The sequence below is a fragment of the Pseudomonas sp. V88_4 genome (genome assembly GCF_029967985.1).
GTDB lineage: Bacteria > Pseudomonadota > Gammaproteobacteria > Pseudomonadales > Pseudomonadaceae > Aquipseudomonas > Aquipseudomonas glycinae.
The window spans coordinates 1-16722 of sequence record NZ_JASCAF010000034.1; the positions used below are offsets into that span (position 1 = coordinate 1).

The 16722-nt window shown below is 58.7% G+C and carries 17 protein-coding genes and 1 pseudogene; 8 read left to right on the top strand and 10 right to left on the bottom strand.

Annotation, left to right across the window (positions count from 1 at the left end; translation table 11 throughout):
- From QLG12_RS11400 to yecR, 3 genes and pseudogenes are all read left to right on the top strand, one after another.
- Nucleotides 1–226: pseudogene (locus QLG12_RS11400) on the top strand (hypothetical protein); the annotation flags it as partial.
- Nucleotides 227–406: 180 nt separating this feature from the next.
- Nucleotides 407–721, top strand: a complete 315-nt coding sequence (locus QLG12_RS11405; RefSeq protein ID WP_039766904.1) for a hypothetical protein — start codon at nt 407–409, stop codon at nt 719–721.
- Between the two features lie 60 nt (nt 722–781).
- A complete protein-coding gene (yecR, locus tag QLG12_RS11410; protein ID WP_011334629.1) occupies nt 782–1090 on the top strand; it encodes a YecR family lipoprotein in 309 nt (102 codons plus the stop codon).
- On the opposite strand, the gene QLG12_RS11415 is transcribed toward yecR, so the two are convergent.
- Entirely contained in the window at nt 1062–2699 is a 1638-nt protein-coding gene (locus tag QLG12_RS11415) for a hybrid sensor histidine kinase/response regulator (RefSeq protein ID WP_282474519.1), read from the bottom strand. The genes yecR and QLG12_RS11415 overlap by 29 nt on opposite strands.
- Before the next feature lie 115 nt (nt 2700–2814).
- Here QLG12_RS11415 and QLG12_RS11420 point away from each other — a divergent pair, with 115 nt between their 5' ends.
- The gene (locus tag QLG12_RS11420; protein WP_064380450.1) at nt 2815–3420 is read left to right on the top strand and encodes a response regulator transcription factor; all 606 of its coding nucleotides are present in this window, start codon (nt 2815–2817) and stop codon (nt 3418–3420) included.
- A gap of 6 nt (nt 3421–3426) precedes the next feature.
- Here QLG12_RS11420 and QLG12_RS11425 read toward each other — a convergent pair whose 3' ends face one another.
- From QLG12_RS11425 to QLG12_RS11450, 6 genes are all read right to left on the bottom strand, one after another.
- Nucleotides 3427–3591, bottom strand: a complete 165-nt coding sequence (locus tag QLG12_RS11425; RefSeq protein ID WP_064380452.1) for a rubredoxin — start codon at nt 3589–3591, stop codon at nt 3427–3429.
- A gap of 17 nt (nt 3592–3608) precedes the next feature.
- Nucleotides 3609–3947 carry a hypothetical protein gene (locus QLG12_RS11430; protein ID WP_084777076.1) on the bottom strand — a complete coding sequence of 113 codons (339 nt, stop codon included), beginning with the start codon at nt 3945–3947 and terminating at the stop codon, nt 3609–3611.
- Between the two features lie 20 nt (nt 3948–3967).
- Entirely contained in the window at nt 3968–4675 is a 708-nt protein-coding gene (locus QLG12_RS11435; protein WP_232253626.1) for a hypothetical protein, read from the bottom strand.
- A gap of 27 nt (nt 4676–4702) precedes the next feature.
- Nucleotides 4703–5425 carry a hypothetical protein gene (locus QLG12_RS11440; RefSeq protein WP_064380457.1) on the bottom strand — a complete coding sequence of 241 codons (723 nt, stop codon included), beginning with the start codon at nt 5423–5425 and terminating at the stop codon, nt 4703–4705.
- A 28-nt stretch (nt 5426–5453) separates the two neighbouring features.
- Complete coding sequence (locus tag QLG12_RS11445) at nt 5454–6788, bottom strand: saccharopine dehydrogenase C-terminal domain-containing protein (protein WP_282474520.1); 1335 nt, start codon at nt 6786–6788, stop codon at nt 5454–5456.
- 379 nt (nt 6789–7167) lie between these two features.
- Complete coding sequence (locus QLG12_RS11450) at nt 7168–8166, bottom strand: bile acid:sodium symporter family protein (protein WP_282474521.1); 999 nt, start codon at nt 8164–8166, stop codon at nt 7168–7170.
- An 84-nt stretch (nt 8167–8250) separates the two neighbouring features.
- On the opposite strand from QLG12_RS11450, the gene QLG12_RS11455 reads away from it, so the two are divergent.
- Together QLG12_RS11455 and QLG12_RS11460 are read left to right on the top strand one after the other, a co-directional pair.
- Nucleotides 8251–9039 (top strand): helix-turn-helix transcriptional regulator, encoded by a 789-nt coding sequence (locus tag QLG12_RS11455; RefSeq protein ID WP_007950444.1) that lies wholly within the window; start codon nt 8251–8253, stop codon nt 9037–9039.
- A gap of 138 nt (nt 9040–9177) precedes the next feature.
- Nucleotides 9178–10890, top strand: a complete 1713-nt coding sequence (locus QLG12_RS11460) for an amidase (RefSeq protein ID WP_282474522.1) — start codon at nt 9178–9180, stop codon at nt 10888–10890.
- Nucleotides 10891–10927: 37 nt separating this feature from the next.
- Here QLG12_RS11460 and QLG12_RS11465 read toward each other — a convergent pair whose 3' ends face one another.
- A complete protein-coding gene (locus QLG12_RS11465) occupies nt 10928–11863 on the bottom strand; it encodes a Dyp-type peroxidase (RefSeq protein WP_064384065.1) in 936 nt (311 codons plus the stop codon).
- Nucleotides 11864–12070: 207 nt separating this feature from the next.
- Between QLG12_RS11465 and QLG12_RS11470 the strand changes: the two genes are divergently transcribed.
- On the top strand, nt 12071–13048 hold the full coding sequence (locus QLG12_RS11470) for a TerC family protein (protein ID WP_282474523.1): 978 nt from the start codon (nt 12071–12073) through the stop codon (nt 13046–13048).
- Nucleotides 13049–13090: 42 nt separating this feature from the next.
- On the opposite strand, the gene QLG12_RS11475 is transcribed toward QLG12_RS11470, so the two are convergent.
- Together QLG12_RS11475 and QLG12_RS11480 are read right to left on the bottom strand one after the other, a co-directional pair.
- Nucleotides 13091–14191 (bottom strand): polyamine ABC transporter substrate-binding protein, encoded by a 1101-nt coding sequence (locus tag QLG12_RS11475; RefSeq protein WP_197867748.1) that lies wholly within the window; start codon nt 14189–14191, stop codon nt 13091–13093.
- 252 nt (nt 14192–14443) lie between these two features.
- Nucleotides 14444–15850: a cytosine permease gene (locus tag QLG12_RS11480; RefSeq protein ID WP_282474524.1), complete on the bottom strand. Its 1407-nt coding sequence runs from the start codon at nt 15848–15850 to the stop codon at nt 14444–14446.
- A 325-nt stretch (nt 15851–16175) separates the two neighbouring features.
- On the opposite strand from QLG12_RS11480, the gene QLG12_RS11485 reads away from it, so the two are divergent.
- On the top strand, nt 16176–16661 hold the full coding sequence (locus QLG12_RS11485) for a flavin reductase family protein (protein WP_197867746.1): 486 nt from the start codon (nt 16176–16178) through the stop codon (nt 16659–16661).
- Nucleotides 16662–16722 lie beyond the last annotated feature (61 nt).

The following is a 16722-nucleotide window of genomic DNA, read 5'->3' on the forward strand; positions in this document are numbered from 1 at the left end:
CGTTGGCGCAGGCGCCGTTGCTTCTGACGGCTCCGATCACGTTGGCGCAGGCGCCGTTGCTTCTGACGGCTCCGATCACGTTGGCGCAGGCGCCCTCGCCGCCGATGGCGCAGACAAGGTCGGTGCCGGCCGGCTCGCCTATTCCCGCGCAGGCGTCGGCTCCGACCAGGTGGCCTCCGCCCTCATGAGCGGCAGCTATTCCGACCAGTTCAACAGTCCTCAATAACCGCTATCGGCGCAACCAGCCCACCGCTGGCTGCGCCGCACTAGCACATTTGTGCTAATCGACCACCCCGTTTCCTGGCGTTATATTCCCTCGCAACCCCCAACGCTCCCCAACATTGCCGCTGTGCAGTGCACGGGATCGTTGTGCCTGGAAAAACAACAACACCAAGGAAGAAACACCATGAAACTGCAGCTCAGCCTCGCCAAGATCACGGTTCTCGGTGCCCTGCTCCTCGGGGCCAGCGGTTGCCAGACCGCCAAACCCACCGAAGACAGCATGCGCGAACGTGCCCAGACCGTCATCGGCCAACCGGTCACCAAGATCGGCAATATCCGCAACGACAGCACGCTGACCTACTACACCGCCTACACCGCCGCCGGCGAATACAACTGCGAGCTGCCCAGCGGCGCGATCATCGCAGTGGCCAGCATGGGCATCATGACGCCTCCGCTGTCCTGCCTGCCCAAAGGCGCGTCGCCGATTCCGTACCAGTAATCCGGCGCAGAAAAACCGCTCCAACGCCTCTTCTCATCCGGTAAAGGATTGCGTTCAATCATGAAAACACTCATCGCCACCCTCAGCCTCGCAGCCGTCGTTCTGACCGGTTGCGCCACCCCCAAGCAATGGGAAGCCACCGGCGGCAGCAAGACCGACGGCGTTGTCCAGGTCTCCTATGAACTGGGCCAGTTCGAGAGCGGGCAAACCTCCGCCGCTCAAGGCCTGGCCGCGGCTGAAGGACGTTGCAAGGTCTGGGGCTACAAGAGCGCCGAAGTGTCGGGCTCGGAGAAAAACATCTGCCGCACCATGGGCCAGTACAACTGCCTGCAAACCACCATCACGCAAGACTATCTGTGTAAGCGCTGATCGCTTCGGTCTGCCGGTCGCGCAGCGCACGCAAGGTCGCGCGCAGCTCGGCCGGGCGTACCGGCTTGGACAGAATGGCGATCTGCCGATCATGCAGGGCCGCCTGGATTTTTTCGATGTCATGCCCGGTGATGATCATGGCCGGCACCGCATAACCGCGCTGACGACGAACCTCATCGATACACTCGATGCCTGTGCTGTGAGAGCCGAGGTCATAGTCGGCCACGATGATGTCGCAGTCCGTGACCAGACCCTGCCCGCTCAGTTCGGCCTGCACCACGCAGCCCCAACGCTCAAGCAACGCCGAGGTCGCCAACAGAACGTTGCGATCATCTTCCACAAGACACACCTTCAACCCCGTCAGCAAACCGATTTGCCGAGCCTCTTCACGATTGACCGGCATTTGCGGCGGCGCAAGCGGCAGGCCAAGCAAGGTCACCGCCGTGCCATGCCCCAATCGTGAACGGATCGCGACATCAATGCTGATCAGCTGCCCCAATCGCCGGACAATCGAAAGCCCCAGGCCTACGCCTTCGACGTCTTTGTCGCGCAATTGGCGAACCCGATAAAACTCCTCGAATACCTTGGGCAAATGCTCTTCAGCGATACCGTTGCCGCGGTCGTAAATCGCGATGGCCAAACCCGCGCCGCGCTTGCGCACACCAATCAGCACCGGTCGGTGCGCACCGTACTTGAAGCAATTGGAGAGCACGTTCTGCACCATCGTCGCGAGCAACGCCGGATCGGTGCGCACCCAATGTTCACAACGCCGCAAGCGCAGCTCCACACCCGCCCAACGTGCAGCTTCGGCGTTCTGGCGGATCAGATCCGCCAGCCACTCGCCCAGCTCAAGCGTCTGCAACCGGGGCAGAATCCGCCCGTTGTCGAGGGTGTAGAGATCGAGGATCGAACGAAACAGCTGCGACACATTGAGCAGCGAACGGTCGATGCTGTCTACCAGCCGCCGCTCCTCCTCGCCCAGCCTCGATTCGCGCAGGCACGCGGTAAACAGGCCGATGGAGTGGATCGGCTGACGCAGGTCATGACTGGCCTGAGCCAGGAAACGCGACTTTTCCAGATTGGCGGCGACCGCCTCTTCGGACGCCTTGCGCGTGCGCTCCAGCAACAGGTGCGCATACACCGGAATCACCGTGCTGGTGATCATCAGCATCAACACCATGAACGGTTGCGCCTGCCAATACGGCGTCAATCGATAGACCGCCAGCAGTGCCAGCAACGCCAACACCGTGGCGATCGCCAGGTAGCGCGAGCCGTAACGCATGCCGTTGCCGAGATTGACCCAGACCATGACGGCATAGATGGGCAACGCCGCCTCGCCGCCGACCACCAGCCCGAAACTGGTGCCGGTGTAATCGTGGAGCATGCCGAAAATCCGCCGCGCCGGATAATGCCCCGGCCAGCGCACGATGGCCTGGCGCAGACCGACGGAGGCCAGTAGAAACAGAGCAATGTAGGTAACCACCGGCAGGTAGGTAGCGAAGCGCTGGCCTGGCAGGAAACCGAGCACGGCCATGTAAACCAGCGCAATGCTGGCGATGATGATGCGCAGATTGGCCTGGTCGAGCTCGGTATTCTTTTCGAACTTCATGGGGGGAACGTCCTTGTGCGGCAGTCGTCATAAACAGCACGAATCAACAGGCAATGCCTTCGCCCGGTGCTAAGGTGCATGCCGTGAGAAATGCTGACCCAGGGAGGGTTTTGCCATGGCGTGCCGAATCATCATAGCCGACGATCACCCGCTGTTTCGCGAAGCGCTGCTGCGCACCGTCCAGCGTCTGCTGCCCGACGCCCTGATCGAAGAAGCCGGCGACCTCGACAGCGTGCTCGCCCTGTTGCCGGCGGGCGATGAGCCCGACACCTTGATCCTCGACCTGCGCTTTCCCGGCCTGACCTGTGTCAGCCAGCTCGCGGAACTACGCCGCCGCTTGCCGCGAACCACGCTGATCGTGGTGTCGATGGTCGATGACGAAGCGCTGATCGGCGAAGTCATGGCCGCCGGCATCGATGGTTTTATCGGCAAGAACATCGCCCCCGACGAGATCGGTCAGGCGATCCGCGCGATTCGTGAAGGTGAGGTACTGGTGAAATTCGCCCCGTCCGGCCTGCTGCCGCTGGACACCGGCACCGCCCTCACCCCGCGTCAGCAAGAGGTGCTGCGGCTGATCGCCCAAGGCAAGACCAACAAGGAAATCGCCCGTGAACTGGATATTTCGCCGTTCACGGTGCGGATTCATGTGTCTTCCCTGCTACGCACCTTGAACGTGCCGTCGCGCGCCGCGGCAGCCGTCAAGTACGGTGGGTCGGCTTGACGCCCGTTATTCGAAATCCTCCTTGGGCATCTGGCAATCAGGGCACAGCCAGTCGTCATGTACGTCATCCCAGGGTGTACCGGCCGCGATCCCGTTCTGCGGATCGCCAACCGCCGGATCATATTCATAACCGCATACCGTGCATGTCTTGATAGTGTCTTGCGTCGACATAAACAATTTCCTTTTGCTTAAAGTGCCACGGTTGAAATGAGTCCTGCGGCGCCAAGAATGAAACCGATCAATGCTCCCCGCTCCGGCAACTCTCGGAGCATGGCGTAGATGACGATGGGTTCCAGCACCAACAGCAACGTCAAGGAAGCGACGGTCACGACCCAGATGTTGCCCGTTCCCTGATACCCCATCCAATAGGCCAGAATCAGGCTGATGCCGGCGATACAGATCAGAATCATCGGTTTGAGGAACATGCCTGGAGTCTCCATGACCCGGCCCGGAAGTTTCGAAGCGTATACCTCGCTGTAGATTGTCAGGATCTCGCCAAAGATCATCAGCAAAAGAGCCACGACTATGTAGTATTCCTTTTTCACAGCTACCTCTTGCGCAATATGGAGAGAATTTCGTCAATGACGGCGCCACCGACCTCGTCGCTTTCAAGCAGGAAGTGCGGCCCGTCGTGATCGAACAGAAACGTGTTCTTGTAAGCTTCACCCTCAAAACCCGCGATTGCGTTCAACACGCTCTCGGCCTGATGCAGTTTGTCGGCATGGAAGGTCTTGAGGATTTTCACCGCATTGCCGAAATGGATGGCTTCATCGGCGATCAGGTTCTTGATCCAGTTGTTGAATCCTGCATGACCGAAACCCTGATAGAAGGTGTCCTTCTTGTACGTCTTGACCGAGACATACTCATCGTAAGCAAACAGCAACAGCAGATTGAACTCGCTCGACAGGATGTCTTCCAGGCCTGAAAAATCCCCGACCCGACGCTTCAGGGCATCGACCAGCTCCACTTCCCCGGTGCCGAAAATCAGCCGATTCAGTTCAAAAAAACCGTCAGCATGATTGCGCTCATCGGCATACCAGAAATCCAGGTACTGGACGAAGTACGGTGAGAAGTCCTTTCGCCTCGGATAGAGAAAGTTGTAGAGATTGACAGAGTCGTATTCGGACACGAGGTCGGCCATGAAAAACTCTTTGAAAGATGCATCGATGCCGGGGTTGGTCCACCCACTGGCATCGATCTCTTCAAAGATCGCTCTGGAACTCCAATTACGTTTTTTCAAAAACGCCGCTTCCATGCCACACCCTCCTTGAGCCTGACGTGATTACTCGCTGAACTTCTTGATGATTGCCGGAATGATCATGTCCTTGATTTCATGTTTGGCAATCGGGAAATCCGGAGCATTGTGATCCAGGACAAAAGTTCCGGTGTAACTCGGCTTCTCGAAATCGATCTCGAATATTTCATCGAGTATCGTCGGGATCTCATCCATTCGGTGCGGAAAGAGCTCCCTGGCTTTTTTCACAAATGAGAAAAAGTGAGTCACTTCATCTTTCTTCGTCTTGCGTATCCAGGCAGATAGTTGCTGCGAGTCGAAGCGGTCATAACTTTCGATACTTCGATGGTAGACATGGGTGGTGATGATTTCGTCATAAGCCAGTGTCACCAACAGCTTTAAAGGATCAGCCGCTATTGACTCGATAATGCTGAAATCCGGCTTCCGGAGTTCGACGCTCAACGACACTTCGTCAAAGGGAATGCTGGTATACGCGGCATAGATCAGGGCAAATCCGTAGGCGTGATCGATCTCATCCTTCAACCAGGGGTTGAGTACATCCTGCAAACTTGCGAACACCTGCGGGTAGTTAGCCTCAAGGTACCAATAAAGACGCCGGGCATCGTATTCCGTGATGACGGAATCAAAGAAAATCTCTTTCCATTCCTGTCTTTCCGAATCTGCCAGCTCTACCGAAGGAAACCTGAATCCGGAGAGTACGGCTGAAGCTTCTGGTGTGGTGCGGGTTACCGATCCGATTGACATCGACATACATTCATCCTTGATTTTGAGGGTGTGATCACACCATAAAGCCCTTGAACGACAGGGAACCGGACTCTACCGGCCGCCAATCGACCTGCTGGAAAACGATGGGTTGCCAATACTCCTCGACGATGTCGTAGACGAACTCCCAATCCAGCCTTTCGCTTTCCAGCACCCCCGCTTTGGGGTGGGCCTGCGCCCATGCCATTCCCGCCACGATGCTCGACACTACTTGCAGGCTGGTGGCGCTGTTGTGTCTGGCCATTTTCCTTGCCTTGCCAATGGACAGGTTCGATCCCATCCACAGGGACTGGTATCTATCGCTGATCAGAAAGACGCCGAGTTCGTCGATACCGGAGGTGATGTTCCCTTTGAGCACTTCCTTGGAAAGAACATGCTCTTCATCACCACTGGCCAACAGAGCCATCGACTCGACGGCCTGATCACAGGGGTGGTAGGCGTAATAGACCGTCGGCCGGTAAATCGGGTTGGCAGCGTCGCCCAGGGTCAGATACTCGGCAATCGATAACGACTCGTTGTGGGTCAGCAAGTAGCCGGCAAAGTCCAGATAGTTCGGCGACCAGCTCTTGACCCTGATCTCGCGCCCCTGTTCTTTCATTGCCAGCGCATAGCGATTCAACGTTGCGCCTTCAGGCACGTGCGCCTCATGACTGCCCCAACCCATTTCCGCAGGCTGCAGACATTCAGTGATCAAGCCATCCACGGACCAGGTGCACATGAAATGCCCTGATGATCGTTCGACATTGGCGAACTGCGTGTCGCGCTCGGATACCTGTATGACCCGAATACCGAGTTGTTGCGACAGCATTGCCCAGTCTTGAGGGTTCCCGCCTTCAAAAGCGATACCGTTCAAGGCGGCCATTTGCACCAGAGCCTTTTTCAAAAGCACTGAAATGAAACCGGGATTGGCGCCGTGCGCCACGATCGCCGTAGCACTTTCGGGTGGTCGACTGGCGGAAAACCCCTTGAGGCTTTCGCGCAACGAGAAGTTACTCGTGAGATTCGAATGCTGCCCTGCGCTGTACTCCCAGGGCTCTATGCAAGTGTCCAGATACAGGGCCTGAAAACTCTGAGCCAGCTCAATCAGGGCTTCACTCGAAACCGAAACCGCCAGATTCAACAGGAAAGCATGTTCACTCAAATAGTGCCCGAGCACTTCTTTGAAGTTACGCGGCGTTATCATCTTTCTAATAAGGCACGCCGAATACTCATCAGCAACCCGCTGCCGGTCAACATCGACTTCCTTGTCAAAAATAACGATCTCAGCGTCATACCGTGCAACTAGTAATGGCATCAAGGCCTGGGCAATACTGCCGAAACCGACAATGACTATCCTGTCTATCTTCTTCATACGTACATTCCCTGACGTAAGTCCGTTTCCAATGTTGGAAACACAGTCAACCGCTTGAATCGCCTTCAGGCGTCAAGATGTTTTTGGCTTTCTGGAAGATGAACAATCGGCTATCTAGCGATTATTCATGAAAATGAGGAGTCGGGAATTTCACTGTCCATAATATCCCTGCGCGGCTGGACTTCATGTCCAGGCTTGTAATGATTTCGAGGATTGGATCCTAAACACGCATGGGTGGGGTGACAACCCCTTGAAGGGAATTTTTTCAGCATATTTCAGGCTCTAAGCCACGCATAAACCTCGACTCAAGATACAACTTGTTGATTATCTTGAAATAACCAAAGAATTGGCGGCGCCCGTCCTGGACGCCGCAATACGACTATGGATCAACCTGTGCCATCAACTCGGTTACAGGCTCCGAGCGCTTGGCATAGCGTTGCGCCAGCACCGCACAAACCATCAATTGAATCTGATGGAACAGCATCAGCGGCAGAATCAGTACGCCGATGGTGCTCCCAGCGAACAGTACCTGCGCCATCGGCACACCGGTGGCCAGGCTTTTCTTCGAGCCGCAGAACAGGATGGTGATGCGATCCTCCAGACCGAAACCGAACGCCTTGCTCAGCAGCGTGGACGCCAACAGCACCAGTGCCAGCAGAATGCAGCAGACCACCACCAGCCCCAGCAGGTCGCTCACCGGAATCTGGTGCCAGATGCCCTCATTCACGGCTTCGCTGAACGCGCCGTAGACCACCAGCAGAATCGAGCCCTGATCGACGAATCTCAGCCAGTTTTTATTGCGGCCGACCCAGGCGCCGATCCAACGACGGGCAATCTGACCTGCGATGAACGGCAGCAGCAATTGCACGCTGATTTTCACGATTGCGTCGAGGGTCGAACCGCCGTCACCGTGAACGTTCAGCAGCAGCGTCACCAGCAGCGGTGTCAGGAAAATCCCGAACAGACTGGACGCCGCCGCGCTGCAGATCGCCGCCGGAATATTGCCCCGCGCCAGCGAAGTGAAGGCAATCGCCGACTGCACCGTGGCCGGCAGCGCACACAGGTAAAGCATGCCCATGTACAGCTGATCGCCGATCAATGGCGACAGCAGCGGCTTGAGCGCCAGTCCCAGTAGCGGGAACAGGACGAAGGTCAGGCCGAACACCAGTAAATGCAGGCGCCAGTGACCGGCGCCGGCGATGATCGATTCCCGCGACAGCTTGGCGCCGTGCAGGAAAAACAGCAGCGCGATGGCAATGTTGGTCAGCCAGCCGAAGCCGGTCGCGACCTGGCCGCTGGCGGGCAGGAAGCTGGCCAGCAGCACCACGCCGATCAGGGTCAGGGTGAAGTTGTCGGGCAAAAATCGTGGGCGCGTCATGGTTTGCTCATCCGGGGGTTGCCAGTACGTGGAAGCGACTCTAACGTGACTGGAAATTACCGACTAACGCCGAAGAACCCACAGATGCCGCCAAAAGGACACGACAAGAGCGTCAGACGCAGCATTCCCGGGCTGCCCAGCCTGCCGCGTCCGCTGTACGGGCGCACCGAATCGCTGCCCAATCGCGCGTTGACCCGACGCCACAGTCATCCGTGGGTGCAGTTGTCCTACGCGATCCAGGGCGTGCTTGAAGTGCAGACCGCCGTCGGTCGTTTCGTTGCGCCGCCGGAGCGGGCGGTGTGGATTCCGGCGGGCGTGCCGCATCGGGTATTCAGTTCGCCGCACACGGAAATGCGCAGCCTGTACATCGATTGCAGCGTTGCCAATTGGGCGCCGGAGCGTTGTCATGTGCTCGGCGTCAGCGATCTTTTGCGTGAGCTGATTCGGGCCTTCAGTCAGATTCCTGTCGAGTATGACCAGAGCGGCCCGCATGGGCGCCTGGCCCAGGTGATCCTCGATCAACTGGCCGATGCACCGCCCATCGATCTGATGCTGCCACTGCCGCAGGACAGTCGTTTGCGCCAGATCTATCAGAGCCTGGAGCAACATCCGGAACAGCAGACCACCCTGGCCCACTGGAGCGAAAAATTCGGCGTAACCGAGAAAACTCTGACTCGGCTGTTCCTGCGCGACACTGGTTTGACCTTCCGCACCTGGCGCCAACGCCTGCGTCTGCTGGGTGCGCTGACACCGCTGGAACGCGGCGAACGCGTCACCGACGTGGCTTTGGCTTGTGGTTATGACTCGACGTCGGCCTTTATCGCGGCGTTTCGCCAACAGTTCGGCGAGACACCGGGAGAGTTTTTCCGATGAAATTAACCGATATTTATCGACTTTATGCATGCCATTGGGCAAATTTCAGGGTAGAGTTTCGCCCATCAAGAATCTTTGACATCTTTCGACGATAACAATGATCAACCACCCTTTAGCGAACCTGTCGGCGGTAACAGCATGATCGAAGTCACTGAAGTTTCCATTGCCCAATTGCGCGCGGCGCTCGAATCCGGCCAGACCACCGCGGTTGAACTGGTCCAGGCCTACCTGGCGCGCATCGACGCCTTTGACGGTCCGGACACCGCCACTGCCCTGAACGCAGTGATCGTGCGCAACCCTGAAGCGCTGAAAGAAGCGCAAGCTTCGGATGCCCGTCGCGCCAAGGGCGAAACCCTCGGTCCGCTAGACGGCATCCCCTACACCGCCAAGGACAGCTATCTAGTCAAAGGCCTGACCGCCGCGTCCGGCAGCCCGGCCTTCGTTGATCTGGTGGCCCAGCGCGATGCGTTCACCATCGAGCGCCTGCGCGCGGGCGGCGCTATCTGCCTGGGCAAGACCAACATGCCGCCGATGGCCAATGGCGGGATGCAGCGTGGTGTCTATGGCCGCGCCGAAAGCCCGTACAACGCTGACTACCTGACTGCGCCGTTTGCTTCCGGCTCGTCGAATGGCGCCGGCACTGCCACCGCTGCCAGTTTCTCGGCATTCGGTCTGGCGGAAGAAACCTGGTCGAGCGGTCGCGGCCCTGCGTCGAACAATGGCCTGTGCGCTTACACGCCGTCGCGCGGGGTGATTTCGGTACGCGGCAACTGGCCACTGACGCCGACCATGGACGTGGTGGTGCCGTACGCCCGCACCATGGCCGACCTGCTGGAAGTCCTCGACGTGGTCGTCGCCGAAGACACCGACACCCGTGGCGACCTGTGGCGCCTGCAACCGTGGGTGCCGATCCCGAATGTGACCTCGGTGCGCCCTGCTTCTTACCTTGAACTCGCTGTGAAAAGTGATGCACTGGCCGGCAAACGCCTGGGCGTGCCGCGCATGTACATCAACGCCGACCCTGAGGCCGGCACCAGCGAAGCACCAGGCATCGGCGGCCCGACCGGGCAGCGCATCAACACCCGCGCCTCGGTGATCGATCTGTGGAAACAGGCCCGTCAGGCCCTCGAAGCGGCCGGCGCCGAAGTGATCGAAGTGGACTTCCCGCTGGTCTCCAACTGCGAAGGTGATCGTCCGGGCGCGCCGACCGTGTTCAATCGCGGCATCGTCTCCAAAGAGTTCATGCACCATGAACTGTGGGATCTGTCGGCCTGGGCGTTCGATGATTTCCTGCGTGCCAACGGCGATCCGAAACTCAACCGTCTGGCGGACGTCGACGGGCCGAAGATCTTCCCGCACGATCCGGGCACCCTGCCCAACCGCGAAGGCGACCTCGCCGCCGGCATGGACGAATACGTGCGCATGGCCCAGCGCGGCATCACGCCGTGGGATCAGATCCCGACCCTTCCTGACGGCCTGCGCGGCCTGGAGAAGACCCGCAAGCTCGACCTCGAAGACTGGATGGATCGCCTCGGCCTCGACGCCGTGCTGTTCCCGACCAACGCCGACGTCGGCCCGGCGGACGCCGACGTCAACCCGGCCTCGGCGGACATCGCCTGGAGTAACGGCATCTGGGTCGCCAACGGCAACCTCGCGATCCGCCACCTCGGCGTGCCGACCGTCACCGTGCCGATGGGCGTGATGGCTGACATCGGCATGCCGGTGGGATTGACGTTTGCCGGTCGCGCCTATGACGACTCGACGTTGCTGCGTCTGGCAGCGGCGTTTGAGGCGACCGGTTCCAGGCGTCTGGTGCCGCCACGCACGCCAGCGCTGGCGGCAGGCAAGTAAATGCAAAACGGCGGGATCGATTGATCCCGCCGTTTTTTTATCGCTCTGCCAACTCTTCCAGCAAATCCGCCGAAGGCACGAAAAACAGACTGCCGGTGACCGCCGTGCTGAAGTCCAACAACCGGTCGTAGTTGCCCGGCGGCTTGCCGACAAACATGTTCTCCAGCATCTGCTCCAACGGCTCCGGCGAACGCGCGTAGCCAATGAAATAAGTGCCGAACTCTCCCGCGCCGGGCCGGCCGAACGGCATGTTGTCGCGCAGGATTTTCACCTCTTCGCCGTCCTTGGTAATGGTGGTCAACGCACTGTGGGAATTGCTCGGTTTGACCGAATCATCCAGCTCGATATCGGACAGTTTGGTGCGCCCGATCACCCGCTCCTGCGCTTCGACCGGCAACTCGTTCCACGCTTTCATGTTGTGCAGATACTTCTGCACCAGCACATAACTGCCGCCACTGAACGGCTGATCTTCATCGCCCACGAGGGTGAAATGCTCGGCTTTGCGGCCGACCGGATTCTCCGTGCCGTCGACGAAACCGATGATGCTGCGCATGTCGAAATAGCGGAAACCCTGCACCTCGTCGGTCACCGTCACAGCGTCGTCCAGCGCCGACATCAACTGCGTCGCCAGTTCGAAACACAGGTCCATTTGATCGGCGCGAATGTGCAGCAGCAAATCGCCTGGCGTGGACACGGCGCGCCGCCCTTCTACGCCGAACTCGCGAAAGTCATGCAAGGACGCCGGACGTGGACTGCCGAACAGACGATCCCAGGCGCTGGAAGAAAATCCGCAGACACAGGACAGGTTTCCCGAGGGAACGCGCTTGCCCACCGAGCGCGTCAGGCCGGCGATATCGGCGCACCAGCCGCGGACTTTTTCGGCGGCTTCGGCCTCAGCGTTGAGGGTTGCCACGATGAATATGGCAGCGCTGGTGATCGGGCTGCAGACGGCTTGAGGATCTGGCGTGTCGATGATCGTAGCTCCCGGAGTGGTGGACTGACTCGACAGCGAGGTTAGCAAAGAAGTGCTGAATGAAGTATTACCCGCACTCTGCCCGTGTCGACCGACACTTCGTTATTCACGAACAATACCCACGAAATAAACGATTTTTCTTTGCCGGAAGGCTCCTACTAGCATGGCCCCGTCTACCCCGAAAAACATAAAGACAGGGAGAACGGCATGCACCCCATCAACATCGGCGAACCCTGGATGTGGGTCGCCTTCATCGTTTTTGTCCTCGCCATGCTGGCCGTCGACCTGTTCATCCTCGGTGGGCGCAAGGCGCATCGGGTTTCGGTACGGGAAGCCTCATCCTGGGTATTTGCCTGGTGCATGCTGGCGATGGCTTTCGCCGGATTGCTCTGGTGGTACCTGAACGGCGAATTCGGTCCCGAAATCGCCAAGGTCAAGACCCTGGAATTCCTTACCGGCTACCTGATCGAGCAGTCGCTGTCGATCGACAACATGTTCGTCTTCGTGATGATCTTCAGCTACTTCGCCGTGCCCCCGGAGTTGCAGCGCCGGGTGCTGCTGTATGGCGTGCTCGGGGCGATCGTGATGCGCGCGGCGATGATTTTTGCCGGGGTATGGCTGGTGTCGCAGTTCACGTGGCTGCTGTATGTGTTCGGCGTGTTCCTGATCATCACCGGGATCAAGATGCTGGTGTTCGCCGAGCAGCAACCGGACCTCGATAACAACCCGCTCTTGCGCTGGGTGCGTAGGCATATGCGGATCACCAACGGCTTTCACGGCGAGCGTTTTTTTGTACTGCAGAACGGCGTGCGCTGGGCCACGCCGATGTTTCTGGTGCTGGTGCTGATCGAGGCCAGCGACCTGATGTTCGCGGTCGACAGCATCCCGGCGATCTTCGCGGTGACGACCGACCCGTTCATCATTTTCACTTCGAACATTTTCGCGATCATGGGCCTGCGGGCGCTGTACTTTCTGCTGGCGGACATGGCCGACCGCTTTCATCTTCTCAAGTACGGACTGGCGCTGGTGCTGGTGTTCATCGGCGCGAAGATGACGGTGATGCCGTGGTTTCACATGCCGGTGGAGTGGTCGCTGGCGATTGTTGGCGGGCTGATTCTGGCGTCGGTGGTGCTGAGTCTGATGCTGACGAAGGACAAGTCGCCCGAAGAGAGTCAGGCGAAATAACAGCCGAGGGAGCGAACGTGAATCGCTCCCTCGGTTTTGAGCTTATTTATCCGATTTGATGCTGGTCCAAACCCGGGTCCGCACCCGCTCCAGTTTCTGCGGCAACGGTTGCACCACATACAGCTTCTTCAGCGCTTCGCTGGTCGGTGTCAGGTTCGGGTTGCCGGTGATTTCCTTGTTGATCAGCGGCAGCGAATCCTTGTTGGCATTCGGGTAGCCGAGGAAGTCGCTGATCGACGCGATGACTTTCGGATCGAGCAAGGTGTTAAGGAACTCGTGAGCCTCCTCAACGTTCTTCGCGCTCTTCGGAATAGCGAAGGTGTCGAACCAGATCGGCGCGCCCTCCTTCGGCAAGCGCCAGTCGACCACCACGCCGTTGCCCGCCTCTTTGGCACGATTGCCGAACTGGTAGAAGCTGCCGGAGTAACCGATGGCTACGCAGATGTCGCCGTTGGCGATGTCGGTCATGTACTTGGCCGAGTTGAAGTAGGTCACGTAAGGGCGAACCTTGAGCATCAGGTCCTTGGCTTTCTCATAGTCGGCCGGGTTCTGGCTATTCGGGTCCAGGCCCAGGTAGTGCAGAGCCAGCGGCAGGATTTCCGACGGCGAATCGAGCATCGCCACGCCGCAGGATTTCAGCTTTTCCATGTTCTCCGGCTTGAACACCAGATCCCAGCTGTCCACCGGCGCATTCTCGCCGAGCGCAGCCTTGACCTTGGCCGGGTTGAAACCGATCAGCACGGTGCCGACCATGTAGGGCACGCCGTACTGATTGCCGGGGTCGTTGGCGTCAAGCAACTTGAGCAGCGCCGGGTCCTGGTGACTCCAGTTCGGCAGCTTGGACTTGTCGAGCTTCTGGAACACGCCAGCCTTGATCTGGGTATCGAGGAACTGGTTCGACGGCACCACCAAGTCATAGCCGGAGTTGCCGGTCAGCAGTTTGGCTTCGAGGGATTCGTTGGTGTCGAAGGTGTCCCAGGTCACTTTGATGTTGCTTTTGGCGGCGAAGTCCTTGGGCACCGACGGCAGGATGTAATCCGCCCAGTTGTACACCCGCAGTTCGCGCTGTTCGGCCTGTACGGCGCTGGCCAGCAGCGTCATCCCGAAAACAGTGGCGCCCAGAATGCGTTTCATCATGACCATGTTGTGTTTCCCCGAATGCAGCGTGAGTCGATGGTTTTTATGTTCTGTACACGGCAGCGGCTGTCAGGTCAGCCAAGGGCAAGGAAGATGCAGCGTCTTGTTGTAGCTTCGATTCTTGCTGACAGCGTAGTCGCCGGACAGTAGCCGGTTGGCCAAAAGGGGATCGAAATGGCCAATTTGCGTGACCGCCAGAATACTGAAACGACAATGCCCGGCGATTGGCCGGGCATTGTTTGAGCAGCGTGCGCAGGATCAGTCGGTAAAGCCCAACTGTGTCGCCCTTCTCTCCTGCGCCTGTCCACGGGTCGCCAGGCAGTAATACAGCGGGCACGTCACGATCAAACCAACCAGCCAAGACAGGTCCGCTCCTTCCACCAGATTGGCGTACGGCCCGACATACAACGATGTGTTGGCGAACGGCAGCTGCACAATGATGCCGATGAAGTAGGCAATGATCGCGTGCAGGTTGAAGCGCCCATAAATGCCGCCGTCGGCGCGGAAGATCGAGGCGATGTCGTAGTTGCCGCGCTTGATCACGTAGAAGTCGATCAGGTTGATCGAAGCCCACGGCACCAACACCAGCAGCAGCGCCAGAATCAGCCCGATGAACTCGGAAATGAAATCCGCCGACGCACCCAGCGCCACCACGCAACAGCCCGCCAACACTAAACTCGACAAGATCACCCGCACCTTGATGCTCGGCGTCCATTGGCTGGCGAAGGTCTGGATCGAGGTGATGATCGACAGCACCGCGCCATACAGATTCAACGCGTTGTGGCTGATGATATTGAGCAGGAACAGCACCATCAGAATCGGACCCAGCCAACCGGTGGACTGCTTGACCGCCGCCATCGCTTCGGTGCCTTCCGGCGTCGCCAGTACCGCCACCGCGCCGAACATGAACGACAGAATCGTGCCCAGCGTGGCGCCCAGATAAGTCGCGATAAATGGCTTGCCGATCCCGATGTCCGCCGGCAGGTAGCGGGAATAGTCGGAGACGTACGGCGAAAAGCTGATCTGCCAGATGATCCCCAGCGATACCGTCGCCAGCCATCCCGAAAGATTGAAGCTGCCACGGGTAAAGAAGTCCGCCGGCAACTCATGGGCGAAGATGTAGATGAACCCGGCCAGCAACGCGCTGCCCATCACCCAGGTGCCGATGCGATTGAGCGTGTGGATGAAGTTGTAGCCGATCACGCCGATGGCTGTGGCGCTCAGGGCGCCAATCAGGATGCTCAACGGTGCCGGTACCGACGGCGCGATGCCGACGATGGATTTACCCGCCAGCACGATGTTGGAAATGAAGAAGCCGATATAGATGATCGCCGCGAAGAACACGATCAACAGCGCGCCGTAACGCCCGAACTGGCCCCGGCTCTGGACCATCTGCGGAATGCCCATGCGCGGGCCTTGCGCCGACGCCAGGGCGATCACCACGCCGCCGATCATATGCCCCAGCGCTATCGCCAGCAGCCCCCAGAACAAGTCGAGATGAAATACCTGAACCACCATGGCGCCGGTGACAATGGGCAGTGGCGCAATGTTGGTGCTGAACCAAAGGGTGAACAGGTCGCGGGCCTTCCCGTGGCGTTCCGCGAGTGGGACGTAGTCGACCGTGTGATTCTCGATCAACGGATCTTGCCGGGACATCTGGGACATAAAAATGAACTCGATTGGGTCTGTTCTTATCGTTGTATGAAGCCAAACCGGGGGTGCTTTGTGGTCGCCCCTCAGATGAACACCATATTATGGTATTCCAACATTTTCACAAGACTGATCCGTTGTTCGCGACGGCATCTGATCCGGCATCCTCCTCGATAGCCAGCGCTCGCGGCTAGAGCAAAGCCCCGTAAATGCTATGTTTCCGACGGATGAACCACGTTTATCGTTTCACCAAAAAAGCGCTTGCAATCGATGTATTACGGTATACCATCAGACTCATAAACACATAAAAACACGCTTCACCGCACTCGAGGATTGACCAATGATCGATGCTGCCGTCTACAAACAAGTCATGGGCTCGTTCCCGTCCGGCGTTACCGTCATCACCACGCTGGATGACGACGGCCAGATCGTCGGCCTCACCGCCAGCGCCTTCAGCTCGCTGTCGATGGACCCCGCCCTGGTGCTGTTCTGCCCCAACTACAGCTCCGACTCCTATCCCGTCCTGATCAAGAACAAACGTTTTGCCATTCACGTGCTGTCCGGTGGTCAGCAGAGCGAGGCCTATGCCTTCGCCCGCAAAGGCAAGGACAAGGCGCAGGGCATCGAGTGGACGCTGAGCGAACTGGGCAATCCGATCCTGGCCAACGCGACAGCTATCATCGAATGTGAGCTGTGGCGCGAATACGAAGGCGGCGACCACGCGATCATGGTCGGCGCGGTGAAAAACTTCATCGTCCCTCAGCAGGACGCCGGCCCGCTGGTGTATTGCCACGGCAAGATGGGCGCCCTGCCCGCCTTCGCCTGATCCGCACGATTGCACTCAAACAGGCCGGCAAGCGACCGGCCGACCACAAGAGATTCGAGGT

Excerpts from the sequence above, each read along its gene's own strand:
- QLG12_RS11405 (WP_039766904.1), top strand. The coding sequence starts at position 407 with ATGAAACTGCAGCTCAGCCTCGCCAAGATCACGGTTCTCGGTGCCCTG.
- yecR (WP_011334629.1), top strand. The coding sequence starts at position 782 with ATGAAAACACTCATCGCCACCCTCAGCCTCGCAGCCGTCGTTCTGACC.
- QLG12_RS11415 (WP_282474519.1), bottom strand. The coding sequence starts at position 2,699 with ATGAAGTTCGAAAAGAATACCGAGCTCGACCAGGCCAATCTGCGCATC.
- QLG12_RS11420 (WP_064380450.1), top strand. The coding sequence starts at position 2,815 with ATGGCGTGCCGAATCATCATAGCCGACGATCACCCGCTGTTTCGCGAA.
- QLG12_RS11425 (WP_064380452.1), bottom strand. The coding sequence starts at position 3,591 with ATGTCGACGCAAGACACTATCAAGACATGCACGGTATGCGGTTATGAA.
- QLG12_RS11435 (WP_232253626.1), bottom strand. The coding sequence starts at position 4,675 with ATGGAAGCGGCGTTTTTGAAAAAACGTAATTGGAGTTCCAGAGCGATC.
- QLG12_RS11440 (WP_064380457.1), bottom strand. The coding sequence starts at position 5,425 with ATGTCGATGTCAATCGGATCGGTAACCCGCACCACACCAGAAGCTTCA.
- QLG12_RS11445 (WP_282474520.1), bottom strand. The coding sequence starts at position 6,788 with ATGAAGAAGATAGACAGGATAGTCATTGTCGGTTTCGGCAGTATTGCC.
- QLG12_RS11450 (WP_282474521.1), bottom strand. The coding sequence starts at position 8,166 with ATGACGCGCCCACGATTTTTGCCCGACAACTTCACCCTGACCCTGATC.
- QLG12_RS11455 (WP_007950444.1), top strand. The coding sequence starts at position 8,251 with ATGCCGCCAAAAGGACACGACAAGAGCGTCAGACGCAGCATTCCCGGG.
- QLG12_RS11460 (WP_282474522.1), top strand. The coding sequence starts at position 9,178 with ATGATCGAAGTCACTGAAGTTTCCATTGCCCAATTGCGCGCGGCGCTC.
- QLG12_RS11470 (WP_282474523.1), top strand. The coding sequence starts at position 12,071 with ATGCACCCCATCAACATCGGCGAACCCTGGATGTGGGTCGCCTTCATC.
- QLG12_RS11475 (WP_197867748.1), bottom strand. The coding sequence starts at position 14,191 with ATGGTCATGATGAAACGCATTCTGGGCGCCACTGTTTTCGGGATGACG.
- QLG12_RS11480 (WP_282474524.1), bottom strand. The coding sequence starts at position 15,850 with ATGTCCCAGATGTCCCGGCAAGATCCGTTGATCGAGAATCACACGGTC.
- QLG12_RS11485 (WP_197867746.1), top strand. The coding sequence starts at position 16,176 with ATGATCGATGCTGCCGTCTACAAACAAGTCATGGGCTCGTTCCCGTCC.